Source organism: Sphingosinicella sp. SM1-17, from assembly GCF_056821765.1.
This window is the reverse complement of the sequence record NZ_JBPDIO010000001.1, coordinates 3232774-3248298: the sequence shown is the minus strand read 5'-3', so window position 1 is coordinate 3248298 and position 15525 is coordinate 3232774. Positions and strand designations below refer to the sequence as shown.

Below are 15525 nucleotides of genomic sequence, written 5' to 3'. Positions count from 1 at the left end.
CTTCCTTGTTACGCCTGCTGCTCGGGATGATCCTCGGGCTTGGTCTTGCCCGAGGCCTTTTTCCTTCGCGAAGCCTTGGGTGGAGCCGGGATGACTTCGAAGGCGGGGGCATTGTCCTTGATCCGGACCTTGACCTCGCCGCCATTGACGAGCTTTCCGAACAGCAGCTCCTCGGCGAGAGGCTGCTTGATCTTCTCCTGAACCAGACGACCCATCGGGCGGGCGCCGTACAGCTTGTCGTAGCCGCGTTCGGTCAGCCACTTGCGGGCATCCTCGTCGAGTTCGATGTGGACGTTTCGCTCCGCCAGCTGCAGTTCGAGCTGAAGGATGAACTTGTCCACGACCCGCGCGACGACTTCCGGCGGCAGGTAGCCGAACGGAACGATCGCATCGAGCCGGTTGCGGAACTCGGGCGTGAACATCCGCTTCACTGCCTCGTCGCTGGCATCCTCCTTCGACACATTGCCGAAGCCAATGCCCTCGCTCGCCATGTCGGCGGCGCCCGCATTGGTCGTCATGATCAGGATGACATTGCGGAAGTCGACGGTCTTGCCGTGATGATCGGTCAGCTTGCCGTTGTCCATCACCTGAAGCAGGATGTTGAACAGGTCGGGATGCGCCTTCTCAATTTCGTCGAGGAGGAGCACGCAGTGCGGATGCTGGTCGATCGCGTCCGTCAGCAGCCCGCCCTGATCGTAGCCGACATAGCCCGGAGGCGCGCCGATCAGCCGGGATACGCTGTGCCTCTCCATATATTCCGACATGTCGAAGCGCTGCAGCGGGATTCCCATTATCGACGCGAGCTGGCGCGCGACCTCCGTCTTGCCGACGCCGGTCGGGCCCGAGAAGAGATAGTTGCCGATCGGCTTGTCGGGATCGCGGAGGCCGGCCCGACTGAGCTTGATTGCCGAGGACAGGACCTCGATCGCCTTGTCCTGGCCGAAAACGACCCGCTTCAGATCGCGCTCGAGATGCTCCAGCGCCTTCTTGTCGTCGCTGGACACGCTCTTTGCGGGAATCCGGGCGATGGTCGAGATGACGGCCTCGATCTCCTTGGTGGTGATCGTCTTCTTGCGCTTGGACGGCACGACCAGCATCTGCATCGCGCCGACTTCGTCGATCACGTCGATGGCCTTGTCGGGCAGCTTGCGGTCGTTGATGTAGCGTGCCGAAAGCTCCACGGCCGCCTTGATCGCATCCGGCGTATACTTGACTCCGTGATGCTCCTCGAAGGCGGACCGAAGACCGGCAAGGATCTTCACCGTATCCTCGATCGTCGGCTCGTTGACGTCGATCTTCTGGAAGCGACGGAGCAGCGCTCGGTCCTTCTCGAAATGGTTTCGGAACTCCTTGTAGGTGGTCGACCCGATGCATCGGATCGAGCCGTTGGAGAGCGCCGGTTTCAGAAGGTTGGACGCGTCCATCGCACCGCCGGAGGTGGCGCCGGCGCCGATCACGGTGTGGATCTCGTCGATGAAGAGGATGGCGTGCGGGAGCTTCTCAAGCTCCGACACGACCGCCTTAAGCCGTTCCTCGAAATCGCCGCGGTAGCGCGTCCCGGCCAGAAGCGCGCCCATGTCGAGCGAATAGATGACCGCTGGCTTGAGGACTTCGGGAACATCGCCCTCGATGATCTTGCGCGCCAGCCCTTCGGCAATGGCGGTCTTGCCGACGCCTGGATCGCCAACATAGAGCGGGTTGTTCTTCGACCGGCGGCAGAGGATCTGCACCGTTCGGTCGACCTCCGGTCCGCGGCCGATCAGCGGGTCGACCCGGCCTTCCTTCGCCTTCTCGTTGAGGTTGACCGTGAACTGCTTGAGCGCCGATTCGGGCTTCTTCTTGCCCTCCTCCTGCTTCTGTTCCTCCGCTCCCTTCGGCTCGGGAGCCTGGCTGATCGCCTCGCCCTTGCCGACACCATGGGAAATGTAGGTCACCGCGTCGAGGCGGCTCATGTCCTGCTGCTGAAGGAAATAGACGGCATAGCTCTCGCGCTCGGAAAAGAGCGCGACCAGAACATTGGCGCCTGTCACCTCGTCCCGGCCCGAAGACTGGACGTGAAGGATGGCGCGTTGCACGACTCGCTGGAAGCCGCTCGTCGGCGAGGGATCCGTCTCACCTTCGACCTTCAGAGCTTCAAGCTCGTTGTCGAGATAGTGACGGACCTGTTCCTTGAGCTCCGGCAGATTGACTCCGCAGGCTTCCATCACGCGACCGGCATGGACGTCCTCCGTCAGAGCGAGAAGGAGGTGTTCAAGGGTTGCATATTCGTGCCTGCGGCCGCTCGCCTCGGCGAGGGCATTATGGAGCGTCTGCTCGAGTTCGCGGGCAAAAGAAGGCATTGCTTACTCCTACCGGCCCGCAGCCAAGTCTACGGGCCACATGCTCCCCATGTCGGGTTTAGATACGCCATCATCAAGCATCGACCCGAAACAGTCTGGGAAAACCCGGCCGGGCCGGAGGTTCCCAGCGGAAACGTCATCGCTTGAATAACTCCTCGGCGCTTGCCCGGAAGTTAACCGCGTTGTGGAGCTTCGCCTTCACCCGCTCGATCTCCGCTTCCAGGATCGCGATCCGAGCTTCCAGCTCGTGGACTGAAAAGGGGTCCAGATCCTGTTTGGTCAGCAAGGTCAGCGGATCGTCGGGCTTATCGGGAAAGAGTTCGTCCAGATCCATACCGACAACGTTGACCGAGACTCGCGCCAAGTCAATAAACAGCGCGCCGGCCGGACGGGGGAAGATGAGCGCACAGCCCGAAGAGATGAACGCGATCGATCCGGCCGAGCCGGGCGGTCCGGAAGTGCTGATCTCCGTGCGTCGCTCGGTGCCGACGCCCGGGCCGGGCGAGGTCCTGGTCAGGGTTCAGGCAGCGGGCGTGAACCGTCCGGATGTGCTGCAACGACGAGGGCTCTACCCTCCGCCGCCCGGAGCGCCATCCATCCCTGGTCTCGAGATTGCCGGGACGATCGTCGAGGCGGGGAAAGGCGTGGCGAGGGAGCTGATCGGACAGAATGTCTGCGCGCTGGTCGCAGGTGGCGGATATGCCGAATATGCCGTTGCCCAGGCCAGCCTCTGCCTCCCGGTGCCTCCGGCGCTCACTTTGGTGGAAGCCGCAGCCATTCCCGAAACCCTTTTCACCGTCTGGAGCAACCTTTTCCAGCGCGGCTATGTCCGCGACGGCGAGACCGCACTCGTGCATGGCGGCACCAGCGGAATCGGAACGATGGCGATCGCCTTGTGCAAGCTGTTCGGCGTTCGAATTGTCGTCACCTGCGGCAGCGACGAGAAGTGCCGGCGAGCAGAGGAACTCGGTGCCGACTTCGCCATCAACTATCGATCCCACGATTTCGTCGAGGAGGTGAAGCGGCTGACCGACGGGCGGGGCGTCGATATCCTGCTCGACATGGTGGGCGGCGACTATCTGTCGCGCAATCTCGATTGCCTGGCGGACGAAGGACGCCATGTATCGATCGCCGTCCAGCGCGGCGCGAAGGCTGAACTCAATATCGGCCGGGTGATGCAGCGTCGGCTGACGCTCACCGGGTCGACCCTTCGTCCTCGAACGATCGAGTTCAAGGCCCTTTTGGCCGAGGACATTCTTCGAACCGTCTGGCCGCTCGTTGAGGAAGAGCGGTTGAGACCGGTCATCGACATCGTCCTGCCGCTCGATCAAGCGGCCGAGGCGCACAGACGAATGGAGGGGGGCGAACATGTCGGCAAGATCGTCCTGGAGGTTTCTCGATAAGCAGCGCTTATGAGAAGCTCCTAAAAACCTGCTTGTCGCCGCATCCGGCTTGCCCGACAGCCTCGGCAGCAGGGAGGATCGCCTTGGACGCGTTGGTGCTTCACGAATATGCCCCCTCGGGCAATTGTTACAAGGTGCGGTTGACGGCGGCCTTGCTCGGACTTTCGATCGAGAGGCGGGGTTATGACATCCTGAAGGGCGAGACCCGAACGCCCGAATTCCTGGCCAGCGTCAATGCCAACGGCCGGATCCCGGTGCTTCAGATCGGCGACCGCTACATTCCGGAAAGCAACGCCGCCTGTTTCTATCTCGCGGAGGGAACGCCGCTGGTACCGAGCGATCGGTTCGAACGCTCGGACATGCTGCGCTGGATGTTCTTCGAACAATATAATCACGAGCCCAATATTGCGACATTGCGGTTCTGGATCGGCTTTGTCGGTGAGGATCGGCTGACGGCGGAGCAGCGGGTGCAGATGCCGAGCAAGCGTGCCGCCGGCGAAGCCGCGCTCAAGCTGATGGACGAACATCTCGCTGGACGCGATTGGTTCGTCGGCGACAGCCTCAGCCTGGCGGACATTGTGCTCTACGCATACACGCACGTCGCCGAAGAAGGTGGGTTCCGGCTTGCCGATTATCCGAGCCTCGGCGCCTGGCTCAGGCGGATCGAAGCCACACCGGGCTATGTTCCGTTGAGTGCCTAGGCGCGTTCGCGAAGCGCGAAGCGCTGTAACTTGCCCGTCGCCGTCTTCGGAAGCGCCTCGGCGAACTCGATCTCGCGCGGATATTTGTAGGGAGCGATCGTCGCCTTCACATGGTCCTGAAGAGCTCGGGCGAGCGCCTCGGACGGCACATAGCCGGGCGCGGCGACGATGAAGGCCTTCACTTTCTGGCCGCGCTCCTCGCAGGGAGTTCCAATCACGGCGCATTCCTGCACGGCCGGATGGCCATAGAGGGCATTTTCCACCTCAGGCGCAGCGATGTTGTAGCCGGCAGAGATGATCATGTCGTCGGATCGGGCGAGATACCAGAAATAGCCGTCATCGTCCTTCCGGTAGGTGTCGCCGGTGACGTTCCAGCCATTCCTCACATAGGCCTTCTGGCGTTCGTCATCGAAATAGCGGCAGCCGGTCGGGCCCTTGATGGCGAGGCGTCCGGTGCCGCTCGCCATCGGCCGGTCCATCTCGTCCAGTACCGTCGCGACATAGCCCGGGACCGCTTTGCCGGTCGATCCGGGACGGATGTCCTCGCCGGAAGCCGAAATGAAGATGTGCATCATCTCGGTTGCGCCGATGCCGTCGATGATCCGAAGCCCGGTCGCCTCGTGCCAGGCGTGCCAGGTGGCCGCGGGAAGATGCTCCCCCGCCGAGACACAGGTATGAAGGGTGGAGATGTCATGGTCGCCGAGCAGTCCCGTCATCGCCTTGTAGGCGGTTGGAGCGGTGGCGAGGGTCGTCACCTTGTGCTTTTCGATGGCTTCGAGCAGCGGCTTCGGTCCCGGTGTCTCTATCGTCACCGCGGTCCCGCCGAAACGCCACGGAAAGGTCAGAAGCATGCCCAGCCCGAAGGTGAAGGCAATGGGCGCCGAGCAGGCCCAGCGGTCGCCCGGGCGCGGCCGAAGCACGTAACGGGCGAAACTGTCGCAGCTCGCCAGCACGTCCCGATGGAAATGGACACAGCCCTTGGGCCTGCCGGTGGTGCCGGAGGTGAAGGCGACCAGAGCAACATCGTCGCGATGGGTCTGAACGGGAGCGAAGCCAGGGGCGACCTGCTTCAGTCGGCGTTCGAGCTCGCCCGTTCCGGTATCGCCATCATAGGTAAGGAGCGAACCGACTCCGCCGGCAGCATCGAAATCCTCGCGGAAGCGACTATCGATGATGGCATGGCTGATCCGGGCCCGGCCGAGGATCGTGGCGATTTCGCCTGGGCGCAGCATCGGCATCGTGGCCACGACGATCCCGCCCGCCTTGAGGACTCCGAGCCAGGCCGCGAACAGCATGGCGTTGTTGGGCCCGCGAAGGAAAACCCGGTTGCCGGGCACCAATCCTTCCTCTTCGGACAATAGCCGGGCGATCCGGTCCGAAAGATCCGCCATCTCGCCATAGGTCCAGCGGCCGGAGTCGTTGATCACGGCCAGAGCCTGCGGATCGTGACGGTCGATCAACTCCACGGCGGCGTTCAGGCGATCCGGATATTTGAGGTCCGGCAGTTCGAACAGGAATTCCGGCTGCTGCTCCGGCGCCGGCAGCCGATCGCGGATGTAGGTATCGAAATGGGCTGTCGTCATTCAGGCACCACCGCTGTCGCCTCGATCTCGATCCTCGCTTTGGGCTCCACGAGCGATCCGACCTGAACCACTGCCATGGTTGGAAAATGCTTTCCGATCAGCTCGCGATAGGCAGCGCCGATGGCCGAGAGGCTGGATCGATATTCGTCCATGTCGGTGACATACCAGGTCATCCGGACGATATGCTCGGGCCTGGCTCCACCTTCGCCGAGGACCGCGAGCATGTTGAGCAGAAGCTGGCGGAACTGCCCGGCCATGTCGTCGGCCTCGAATTCCTCCTGGGCGTTCCAGCCGATGATCCCCGCCGTGAACACCATCCGGCCTGTCGCCGAAATGCCATTCGAATAGCCTTTCGGGCGAGGCCACCCTGTCGGAAGCAGCGCCCTCATCGGCCATGACCCGCAAGATGATGACGAGCGATCACCACTTTCTGCACTTCCGAAGCCCCCTCATAGATCCGCAAGGCCCTGATCTCCCGATAAAGCGCTTCCACCGGCACTCCGACCGTCACTCCCAGCCCTCCGAAAATCTGGACCGCCTTGTCGATCACCTGCTGAGCGCTGTCCGTGGCGTGAAGCTTCGCCAAGGCCGCTTCCCGACTGTTCCTCAGCTGCTTCACGTCGCGCAGCCAGGCGGCTCGATAGACAAGGAGGGCCGAACTCTCGACGTCCAGCACCATCTCCGCCAGCATCGACTGAACGACGGCATTCTCCGCCAGGGTTCCGGTGCCGAGGCGGCGACCGAGAGCCCGGTCCGTCGCTTCATCGAGCGCCCTGCGGGACAAGCCGAGGGCCGCCGCGCCTACGGTGGTCCTGAAGACGTCGAGAGTCGCCATTGCCTGGGCGAAGCCGCGGCCCCGCTCGCCGAGCAGGGCGGATTGCGGCAGCTGCATGTCGCTGAATCTGAGGGTGGCGAGGGGGTGTGGAGCGATGACCTCGATCCGTTCCCTGCAATCCAGCCCGTCCGTTTCGGCGTCGACGATGAAGGCGGAGATGCCCTTCGCTCCCGGAGCTTCGCCGGTGCGGGCGAACAGGACATAGAAGTCCGCTATTCCACCGTTGGAGATGTAGGTCTTGGCGCCATTGACCCGGTAGCCTCCCGCAATCTCTTCGGCGGTCGTCTCCATCGACGCGACGTCGGACCCGGAGGCGGGCTCCGTCAACGCGAAAGCGGCGATTCTCTCGCCCCTGGCCACTGCCGGCAGGTAGGCACTCCGCTGCTGCTCCGAACCGAACAGGGTGATCGCGCCGGATCCGAGCCCCTGCATCGCGAAGGCGAAGTCCGCGAGAGCCGAGTGACGTGCCAGAGTTTCCCGGATCAGAGCGAGCGATCGCACATCCAGCGAGTCCGCGATTCCGCCATATGCGGCGGGCACGCAGTAGCGCAGCCACCCGCCCGCCCCGAGCCTTGCGACCAGGTTCCGGCACTCGGTGTCGAGGTCCTGGCCATGAGCCGCCGTCAGTTCGGCCCGGCACCAATCTTCCAGCGCCTCGGCGAGCCGGCGATGGCTGTCGTCGAAGAAGGGCCAGTCGAGAAACGTGCGATCCGGCATCAGTCGCCCTCGAACTCGGGCGTTCGCTTCGCCGCAAAGGCTTCGAAGGCGCGACGGAAGTCGTTGGTCGCCATGCAGATCGCCTGCGCCTGGGCCTCCATCTCGATCGCCACGTCGAGGCTCACCGCCCACTCGGTGTTGAGCTGGGTCTTGGTGATCCCATGAGCGAAGGTCGGTCCGCTTGCGAGGCTCTGCGCCAGTGCCTGTGCTTCTTGAAGAAGGCTTTCGGCGGGAACCAGCCGGTTGTGAAATCCCCAGTGCTCGCCTTCTTCGGCCGTCATCACCCGGCCGGTGAAGAGCAGCTCCGATGCACGACCCTGGCCGATGATCCGGGGAAGGATCGCGCAGGCGCCCATGTCGCAACCCGCCAGACCGACCCGGGAGAAGAGAAAGGCGGTCTTCGCCTCTGGCGTCGCAAGGCGGATGTCCGACGCCATGGCGACGATCGCTCCGGCGCCGACGCAGACTCCGTCGATCGCCGCGACGATCGGCTGCGGGCAGCCGCGCATCGCCTTGACCAGGTCGCCCGTCATCCGGGTGAAGTCGATCAGGCCCGGCATCTGCCGCTCCGTCAACGGCCCGATGATTTCGTGCACGTCGCCGCCGGAGCTGAAGTTTCCGCCAGCGCCGGCAACGACCACGGCCTTCACCTCCTTGACGTAGACGAGCTGGCGAAATGTGTCGCGAAGCTCGGCATAGGATTCGAAAGTGAGGGGGTTTTTCCGCTCCGGGCGGTTCAGAGTGACCGTCGCCACGCCGTCGGCGAAGTCCCACCGGAAGTGGCTGGGTTGGAACGTTTCCGGATTCATCCGCCGCTCCTGACCGAGGCCCTGCCGATCGAAGACTTGAGCGATCCCAACGTCAGGTAAAGCAACTCGCGTTGCGTCAACTCCAGGCCTTCGAACATGCTATCGATCCACTCCTGATGTGCCTGTGCCAGCTTCTCGAACTGTTTCCGTCCATCGTCGGTCAGTCGAACGATCGACGAACGGCGATCTTCAGGCGGCTTTCGCATTTCGACAAGGCCCTCCCGAACAAGCTTCTGGACCAGCTGGGTCACGTTGCCGTTCGATACGAGCAAGGCTTGGGACAGAGCGCCCATCGCGAGGCCCTCGGGATGGCGATCGAGAGCCGCCAGCACGTCGAAGCGGGGCAGGGTGATTCCCAGCTCGCCAAAGCGCCGCTGCACCTCCTTTTCGATCGCGATGGTGCAGGAAAGCAGGCGAAGCCAGACGCGCACGCTCGAGCCGTCGCCAAGCCCACCCTCATGCTTCTCGCGAATGGCGAGCGCCTGATTCACATGACCTCTCCGCCGGCGATGACGAGGGCCTGTCCGGTAATCGAGCGGTTTTCGGGGAGGCACAGCCAGACGACGGCGCTGGCGACTTCCTCCGGCTGGATCAGCCGACCCTGCGGATTGAATCGGGCAAGCTCCGCGACCGCTTCCTCCTCGCTTCTTCCGGTCTTGGCCCGAATGTTGGCCACGGCTTCCGCCGCCATCTCCGTGTCGGTGAAACCGGGGCAAACGGCGTTCACCGTCACCCCCGTCCTGGCCAGCTCCACGGCCAGCGCGCGAGTCAGGCCGATCGCGCCATGCTTCGCCGCGACATATGCGGCGGTGTAGGCATAGCCTTTGAGCCCGGCCGTCGATGCGATGTTGACGATTCGGCCGGCATTCGCCTCGAGCAGGTCAGGGAGCGCCGCCTGGCAGCAGTGGAACAGCGCATCGAGGTTGACCGCCATCGTCTGACGCCAGCTTTCCGCCGTGATCTTCGCCAAGGGCGCGCTCTCGGCCGCACCGGCATTGTTCACCAGGATCGAGACAGGTCCCTGCGCCTCGCGAGCGATCGCCAGGCAATCTTCCATTTCCTGCCGGCTCGTTATGTCGGCCGGAGCGACGAGCGCGTCCAGTCCGCCAGACGCGACTTCTTCCAGCTTTTCGCGGCGACGGCCGACGAGAGTCAGTCTTGCCCCTTCGGCAGCAAGGGCGCGCGCGATCGCGGCCCCGATGCCGGTTCCGCCGCCGGTGACCACGGCATGCTGTCCGGCGAGCCGGCTCACGCCTTCAGTTCCGCTTCGCGTTGCAGATTACGCGCGAGCTGAGCCATTCCTCCCAGATATTGCGGCGGCACATGAACTCGGCGGTAGTCCTGCTGGGCAGCGGCCCGAAGAGTCCACATCGGATCGACCAGATGGGGCCGGGCGAGCGCGACAAGATCGGCGCGACCTGCCGCCAGGATCGAATTGACATGGTCCGGCTCATAGATGTTGCCCACGGCCATCGTCGTCAGCCGGGCTTCGTTCCGAATCTGGTCCGCGAACGGGGTCTGGAACATGCGGCCGTAGATGGGCTGACAATCGGCCCAGGTCTGACCGGCGGAAACGTCGATCAGGTCCGCACCCGCTTCGGCGAAGGCGCGTCCGATCTCGACGGCTTCGTCGGGAGTCACGCCTTTGTCGCCCATCCAGTCGTTTGCCGAGATGCGCACCGACATCGGCTTGTGCTCCGGCCAGGCGGCGCGCATCGCCCGGAAGACTTCCAGCGGAAATCGGAGACGGTTCTCCAGGCTACCGCCATATTCGTCCGTGCGCCTGTTCGTCAGCGGAGTGATGAAACTGGAAAGCAGATAGCCGTGCGCCGCGTGGAGCTCGATCATGTCGAAACCCGCTTCTTCTCCCCATCGGGTAGCGGCGACAAATTGCGCGACGACCTCGTCCATGTCCTTGCGGGTCATCGGCCGCGGAACCTGATTGCACTGGGTCCACGGGACGGCCGAAGCCGCCATCACCGGCCAGTTGCCGCTTTCGAGCGGCACGTCATAGCCTTCCCAGCCGACCCTGGTGCTTCCCTTGGGTCCGGAATGTCCGAGTTGAAGGCAGAATTTGGCCTTGCTGTGCGCGTGGACGAAGTCGACGATGCGCCGCCACGCGCTGACATGTTCCGGTCGGTACATGCCGGTGCAGCCCGGGGTGATCCGTCCCTCGGCCGATACGCACGTCATTTCGGTATAGACGAGGCCAGCCCCGCCCTTGGCGCGTTCGCCATAATGGACGAGGTGGAAATCGTCGGGTGTGCCGTCCACGGCCGAATACATCGCCATCGGCGAGACGACGATCCGGTTCTCGAGGGTCATGTCCCGTAAGCGGAAGGGGGCGAACATCGGCGGTGCCGGGTCGTTGGCCGGCGCTCCGCGGGCCCTCGACTGGAACCAGCGTTCGACTCCCTCGAGCCACGTCTTGTCCCGAAGCCGCAGGTTTTCGTGACTGACCCGCTGCGAACGGGTGAGCAGTGAATAAGCGAATTGAATGGGTTCGAAGTGGAGGTAACGCTCCAGCGTCTCGAACCATTCGGTCGAGTTGCGGGCGCTGTTCTGGAGCTTGAGGACTTCGAGATTGCGCTCTGCCTGATATTCGTCGAGCGCCTCGGCTCGATCGAGACCGGGCCTGTTCAGCACCTCCGCCAGCTTGATCGCATCCTCGAGCGCCAGCTTCGTCCCGGAGCCGATCGAGAAATGAGCGGTGTGGGCCGCGTCGCCGAGCAGGATCAGGTTGCGATGGGACCAGCGGCGGCACACGATCCGGCGGAAGTTGAGCCAGGCCTGCGGACCCGGCAGGTGCCTCGCATTCGACATGAGCGAATGGCCATCGAGGTGTTTGGCGAAGATGCGCTCGCAAAGCGCGATGGCTTCGGGCTGATCCATTCGGTCGAGTCCGAGTCCCGCCCAGGTCTCGGGTGCCATCTCGACGATGAACGTCGAAAGATCGTCGTCGAAGCGATAGGCATGGGCCCACACCCAGCCGGAATCCGTCTTCTCGAAGGCAAAGGTGAAGGCATCGAATACCTTGGCTGTGCCGAACCAGAAGAACTTGTTCCGCCGAACCTGGATGTCGACATCGAAATGCGACTCGTAGCGGGTCCGAATCCGGCTGTTCGCGCCGTCGGCAGCGATGACGAGATCATAATCCTGCCAGTCCTCGAGCTCGGGGCTGGCCTCATGTTCGAAGTGGAGCCGAACGCCGAGTTCGCGCGCTCTTTGCTGAAGAATGCTGAGCAGACGCTTGCGGCCGATGCCGATGAAGCCGTGGCCCGAGGAGCGGATGGTCGTTCCGTGGACGTGGACGTCGATATCGTCCCAATGCGCGAATTCGCCGGCAATGACGGCCCCTGACACGGGATCGTTCCGCATCAGGTTTTCGACCGTCTGGTCGGAGAAGACGACTCCCCATCCGAACGTGTCGTCGGACCGGTTCCGCTCGAACAGGTCGATTTCATGCGCGGGATCGCGCAACTTCATCGAAATCGCGAAGTAGAGCCCGGCAGGCCCGCCGCCGAGGCATGAAATCCGCATCCGGCTCTCCCCTTTATTTTAGACTTAAAATATTCTGGCCGGGGCGGTCAAGAGCGGTGTGGGGGTTGATTCCAGAAGCCGGCTGCGGACTCGGCGCGATGAAACGCCTTGCTGGCCTCGCGAAGGGCGCGCTGTCGGTCCTTCTCCGGGTGGAGCGATTCGAGAGCGTGTCGAAGCTCAGGCGAAAGCTGAGCCGCCTGCTGCTGCGCGTTCCAGGCATCGTTCAATTCGCCGAGCTGTTCCTGAAGCGCCTTGAGCGCCGCCAGGAACCGTTCCCTTCGCGGTGCGAGTGGCTTTGCCCGGTAGAGCGACGAGAGAAACTCGGCGGCATAACGAAGCTTCTTGACGTCGATCCTCAGTCGGTGCCGCTCCTCTTCGGTCAAGCGGGCGAGGTCCGAGCCTTGTCGGTGGACCTTGCGCCAACGGCGCTCCAGCTGCTCGCCCGCCAGTGCGAAAACGGGTCGGGCACCCCGCTCGCGGTATCGCCAGGCCCCCGTCTCGAGCCAGAGCGCGAAGCGAAGCATGAGCTGGCGCGCCCGATCCGAGCGCAGGGCCTCCGATAATCTCGAATAAGCGACCTCTCGCGTTCGGCCTATTTCCTCCGGCGCTTCCTGCCCCAGCTCCTCCAATCGCGCGACCAGAACGTCGGCATTGCGGGCGTCACCAAACTGCGCCGCAAACCAGCGCAGCTCTTCGCGAAGGCGTCGATAGTCCGAGCCGCGGACGGTCGGCCGGAAAAGCGACAGCGCCGCCCGCAGTCGGCGCAGCGCGACCCGCGCCTGGTGCAAGGCTTCCGGATCCTCCCGCTCCAGCAGAACGATTTCGTTCAGCCGGAAATGACGAAGGCAGCCATGAGCGATGGTGTAGAAGGCCTCGGCCTCGTCGACGTCCGCAGCCAGAATGATCGGATCGGCCTTGGAAGCTCGGCCGAGGCGCCCCTCAGCCAGCGCATAGCCTCGTTCGCCTTTGCTCAGGACGCCCAGGCGCAAGGGCGCCGTTGCGCCGATCTCCTCGGCGAGCGCGAACAAGGGCGCCGGCTTTCCCGACAGCAGTTCGAGCTCGAGTTCGATGAGAGGAGCTTCGTGGCCCCCGTTGGTTATCCTGCCCTCGTCGAGGACAACCTCGATCCGGCTGCCCTGATGCTCAAGCTGCCAGGAGGTCCGTCTGAACCGGGTTCGAACGAAGGGTTCGAGCTGGCCGGGTTGGTGCCGGTCCATCCACTGTCTGAGGGGAGAGTTTTCGAAGGCCGCCGGGTCAAGCTCGAAGCGCGCAACTTCGCTCTCCCATTCCTGCCGGACGAAAAGGCCCGCCGAGCTGGCCTTTTTGCGCTTGACCGCCTGGACATAGCCGTCCTCTGACTGCCGAACGCGAAGGGAGAAGCCCGCCTTTCGCAGAGCGCTCTCGGCAGTGTCGAAATAGACGGTGTCATAGTCCTTCTGCACCGGCTGAGCCGATCGCAGCGGGGCGGCCTGCCGGATCGCATCGGCACCACCCGATTCCACGTCGAACTTGAGCTCGACTTCGCTGGCCAAGGCCGATCCCCCAGATGACGACGCCTTATGGGACGGCAATGTTACAGTTATTCGACGGGCCGGTTGCGCGGGCAGGACTAGAAAGGAGAGGCAAAAGGCCCGACGAGGGGCTATATGGGGCGAATGTCATGGTGGACAGGCCTATTGTTGTTTGCGGGCACGGTGCTCGGGATGGAAGGCGTGGCTTACGCCGCCCATCGCTGGGTGATGCATGGACCCGGCTGGTTTCTGCATGAAAGCCATCACCGGCCGCGGACCGGACCGTTCGAAGCGAACGATCTCTACGCCGTGATCTTCGCCATTCCTTCGATCACGCTCATCTTCGGGGGCGTGAACCTGGGCTGGGGCGACTGGGCGGTCTGGGTGGGTGCCGGGATCGCCGCCTATGGAGCGATCTATTTCGGCTTTCACGACGTGATCGTGCACAAGCGGATCGGGCACCGTTACGTCGCTCGGTCCGCCTATATGAAGCGGATCGTCCAGGCCCATCGCCTCCACCATGCCGTCGAGACGAAGGAGGGCACCGTCAGCTTCGGCTTCCTGTGGGCGCCACCAGCAGAGGCGCTGAAGGCGGAGTTGGTGCGCCGTGAAAGAGCCGGAGTCCGCGCGCCTCAGGTCAGCAGCCCGCGATAGACTTCCAGAACCTCCTCGCTGAACAGGGCGAAGCTGACACAGTCGATCTCCGGGTGATCTTCCAGGAATGCGCTGGTCTCCGTCACCGCGATCTTCGCTGCCGGTCCGACAGGGTAGCCGTAGACCCCGCAACTGATGGCGGGAAAGGCGAGGGTGCGGATGCCATGATCGACAGCGAGCCGCAGGCTGTTGCGGTAGCAGGAGGCCAGAAGTTCGGGCTCGCCATTGCCGCCGCCGTGCCAGACCGGTCCGACGGTGTGGATGATCCAGCGAGCCGGAAGATCGTAGCCCTTCGTGATCTTTGCCTCACCAGTCCTGCATCCGCCGAGGGAGCGGCATTCCCGCAGCAGGTCGGGCCCGGCGGCGCGGTGGATCGCCCCATCGACTCCGCCTCCGCCCAGAAGTGAGGAATTGGCCGCGTTGACGATGGCGCCGACGTGGAGAGTGGTGATGTCCGCCTTGAGCGCTCTCATCCGGCCTGAGGTCGGCTCCATAGGTCCTCCCTGGGCAAGAGCTGAGGCTGATCGGCACATTCGATCAACGCGCGGACGACCAGGATCAGCTTTGCAGGCTTGTGGATGATGGTTCGGCTGTCCCAGGCCCCTTCCGCGCGGGCGACCACCTTTCGAGCGATGCCGCCATAGATGTTGGCCGCCGAAAGCACGGCCCAGCGAGAGCGGAAGGGCAGGCGGGCTGCGCCCACCCGTGCCGACGCCTCGTATCGCCCGACCAGGTCCGCAAGGCGCGCGGCGATGGCAGCGAGGCTCCCCCGGTCGTCCGGGTCCAGCTGTTCGCCCTCGAGCCACTCGCCCGGCAGGTACAAGCGCCCAACGCCATGATCTTCGACGATGTCGCGGGCAATATTGGCGAGTTGGAAGGCGATCCCGAGATCGGAGGCCCGGTCGAGCGTCTCCTGGTCCTCGGGCGCCACGCCCATCAGGACCGCCATCATGCAGCCCACCGCTCCGGCGACATAATAGCAATAGCGCAGCAGATCCGCCTCGGTGGCTGGTCGCCATCCCTCGGCGTCGAGCGCGAAGCCCTTGAGATGGTCGTCAATGAACCTGCGGGGCAGTGCGCATTCCTCTGCGACGACCGCCAGGGCATCGAAAGGCACGAGGCCGGTCCTCTCTCCGGCCAGGGCGCGCTCAGTGGCTTCGCGAATGAATGCGATCCGGCGCTCCGGATCGTCCGGTGCGACGGCGCCATGACCTAGCGTCTGGCCATCGGCGAGGTCGTCGCAGGCACGGCACCAGGCGTAGAGAAGCCACGCCCGTTCGCGGGTTTGCTGGTCGAATATCCGGCTCGCGAAGCGAAAGGATTTGGAACCGGCGCGGATCGTACGTTCCGCCTCGGCGACCAGCGACTCCCGTTCGGCTCGGCCTCGGCTCGCAGTCGTGACAACCGAATGGGCGGCCGGGGAGCGCTTCATT

General features: G+C 63.9%; 15 protein-coding genes. 3 read left to right on the top strand and 12 right to left on the bottom strand.

The annotated features are described in order from the left end of the window. Positions 1-8 precede the first annotated feature (8 nt). Both clpA and ACRYLT_RS16315 read right to left on the bottom strand, forming a co-directional pair. Positions 9-2339 (bottom strand): ATP-dependent Clp protease ATP-binding subunit ClpA, encoded by a 2331-nt coding sequence (clpA, locus tag ACRYLT_RS16320; protein WP_482665133.1) that lies wholly within the window; start codon positions 2337-2339, stop codon positions 9-11. A gap of 136 nt (positions 2340-2475) precedes the next feature. Then, on the bottom strand, positions 2476-2673 hold the full coding sequence (locus ACRYLT_RS16315) for a DUF1192 domain-containing protein (RefSeq protein WP_482665132.1): 198 nt from the start codon (positions 2671-2673) through the stop codon (positions 2476-2478). 64 nt (positions 2674-2737) lie between these two features. Here ACRYLT_RS16315 and ACRYLT_RS16310 point away from each other — a divergent pair, with 64 nt between their 5' ends. Then, positions 2738-3742 carry an NAD(P)H-quinone oxidoreductase gene (locus ACRYLT_RS16310; RefSeq protein WP_482665131.1) on the top strand — a complete coding sequence of 335 codons (1005 nt, stop codon included), beginning with the start codon at positions 2738-2740 and terminating at the stop codon, positions 3740-3742. An 83-nt stretch (positions 3743-3825) separates the two neighbouring features. Beyond that, positions 3826-4443 carry a glutathione S-transferase family protein gene (locus tag ACRYLT_RS16305; protein ID WP_482665130.1) on the top strand — a complete coding sequence of 206 codons (618 nt, stop codon included), beginning with the start codon at positions 3826-3828 and terminating at the stop codon, positions 4441-4443. Here the strand turns inward: ACRYLT_RS16305 and ACRYLT_RS16300 are convergent. Genes ACRYLT_RS16300 through ACRYLT_RS16265 form a run of 8 tightly spaced genes read right to left on the bottom strand, consistent with a single transcriptional unit; the run spans position 4440 to position 13459 of the window. Then, positions 4440-6026 (bottom strand): AMP-binding protein, encoded by a 1587-nt coding sequence (locus tag ACRYLT_RS16300; protein ID WP_482665129.1) that lies wholly within the window; start codon positions 6024-6026, stop codon positions 4440-4442. The genes ACRYLT_RS16305 and ACRYLT_RS16300 overlap by 4 nt on opposite strands. After that, on the bottom strand, positions 6023-6415 hold the full coding sequence (locus tag ACRYLT_RS16295; RefSeq protein ID WP_482665128.1) for a RidA family protein: 393 nt from the start codon (positions 6413-6415) through the stop codon (positions 6023-6025). Before ACRYLT_RS16295 ends, ACRYLT_RS16300 begins: the two co-directional genes overlap by 4 nt. Beyond that, a complete protein-coding gene (locus ACRYLT_RS16290) occupies positions 6412-7578 on the bottom strand; it encodes an acyl-CoA dehydrogenase family protein (protein WP_482665127.1) in 1167 nt (388 codons plus the stop codon). Before ACRYLT_RS16290 ends, ACRYLT_RS16295 begins: the two co-directional genes overlap by 4 nt. Beyond that, a complete protein-coding gene (locus tag ACRYLT_RS16285; protein WP_482665126.1) occupies positions 7578-8387 on the bottom strand; it encodes an enoyl-CoA hydratase family protein in 810 nt (269 codons plus the stop codon). Before ACRYLT_RS16285 ends, ACRYLT_RS16290 begins: the two co-directional genes overlap by 1 nt. Then, positions 8384-8878: a MarR family winged helix-turn-helix transcriptional regulator gene (locus ACRYLT_RS16280; protein ID WP_482665125.1), complete on the bottom strand. Its 495-nt coding sequence runs from the start codon at positions 8876-8878 to the stop codon at positions 8384-8386. The genes ACRYLT_RS16285 and ACRYLT_RS16280 overlap by 4 nt, the downstream gene beginning before the upstream one ends. Then, positions 8875-9639 (bottom strand): SDR family NAD(P)-dependent oxidoreductase, encoded by a 765-nt coding sequence (locus tag ACRYLT_RS16275; protein ID WP_482665124.1) that lies wholly within the window; start codon positions 9637-9639, stop codon positions 8875-8877. Before ACRYLT_RS16275 ends, ACRYLT_RS16280 begins: the two co-directional genes overlap by 4 nt. After that, positions 9636-11927, bottom strand: coding sequence for a bifunctional salicylyl-CoA 5-hydroxylase/oxidoreductase (locus tag ACRYLT_RS16270; protein ID WP_482665123.1), 2292 nt, complete (start codon positions 11925-11927; stop codon positions 9636-9638). The genes ACRYLT_RS16275 and ACRYLT_RS16270 overlap by 4 nt, the downstream gene beginning before the upstream one ends. 47 nt (positions 11928-11974) lie before the next feature. Then, positions 11975-13459: a CYTH and CHAD domain-containing protein gene (locus ACRYLT_RS16265; RefSeq protein WP_482665122.1), complete on the bottom strand. Its 1485-nt coding sequence runs from the start codon at positions 13457-13459 to the stop codon at positions 11975-11977. Between the two features lie 123 nt (positions 13460-13582). Between ACRYLT_RS16265 and ACRYLT_RS16260 the strand changes: the two genes are divergently transcribed. Beyond that, on the top strand, positions 13583-14092 hold the full coding sequence (locus ACRYLT_RS16260; RefSeq protein WP_482665469.1) for a sterol desaturase family protein: 510 nt from the start codon (positions 13583-13585) through the stop codon (positions 14090-14092). Here the strand turns inward: ACRYLT_RS16260 and ACRYLT_RS16255 are convergent. Together ACRYLT_RS16255 and ACRYLT_RS16250 are read right to left on the bottom strand one after the other, a co-directional pair. After that, a complete protein-coding gene (locus tag ACRYLT_RS16255; RefSeq protein ID WP_482665121.1) occupies positions 14071-14586 on the bottom strand; it encodes an O-acetyl-ADP-ribose deacetylase in 516 nt (171 codons plus the stop codon). The genes ACRYLT_RS16260 and ACRYLT_RS16255 overlap by 22 nt on opposite strands. Beyond that, positions 14562-15524, bottom strand: a complete 963-nt coding sequence (locus ACRYLT_RS16250; protein WP_482665120.1) for a phytoene/squalene synthase family protein — start codon at positions 15522-15524, stop codon at positions 14562-14564. Before ACRYLT_RS16250 ends, ACRYLT_RS16255 begins: the two co-directional genes overlap by 25 nt. Position 15525: the final 1 nt, after the last annotated feature.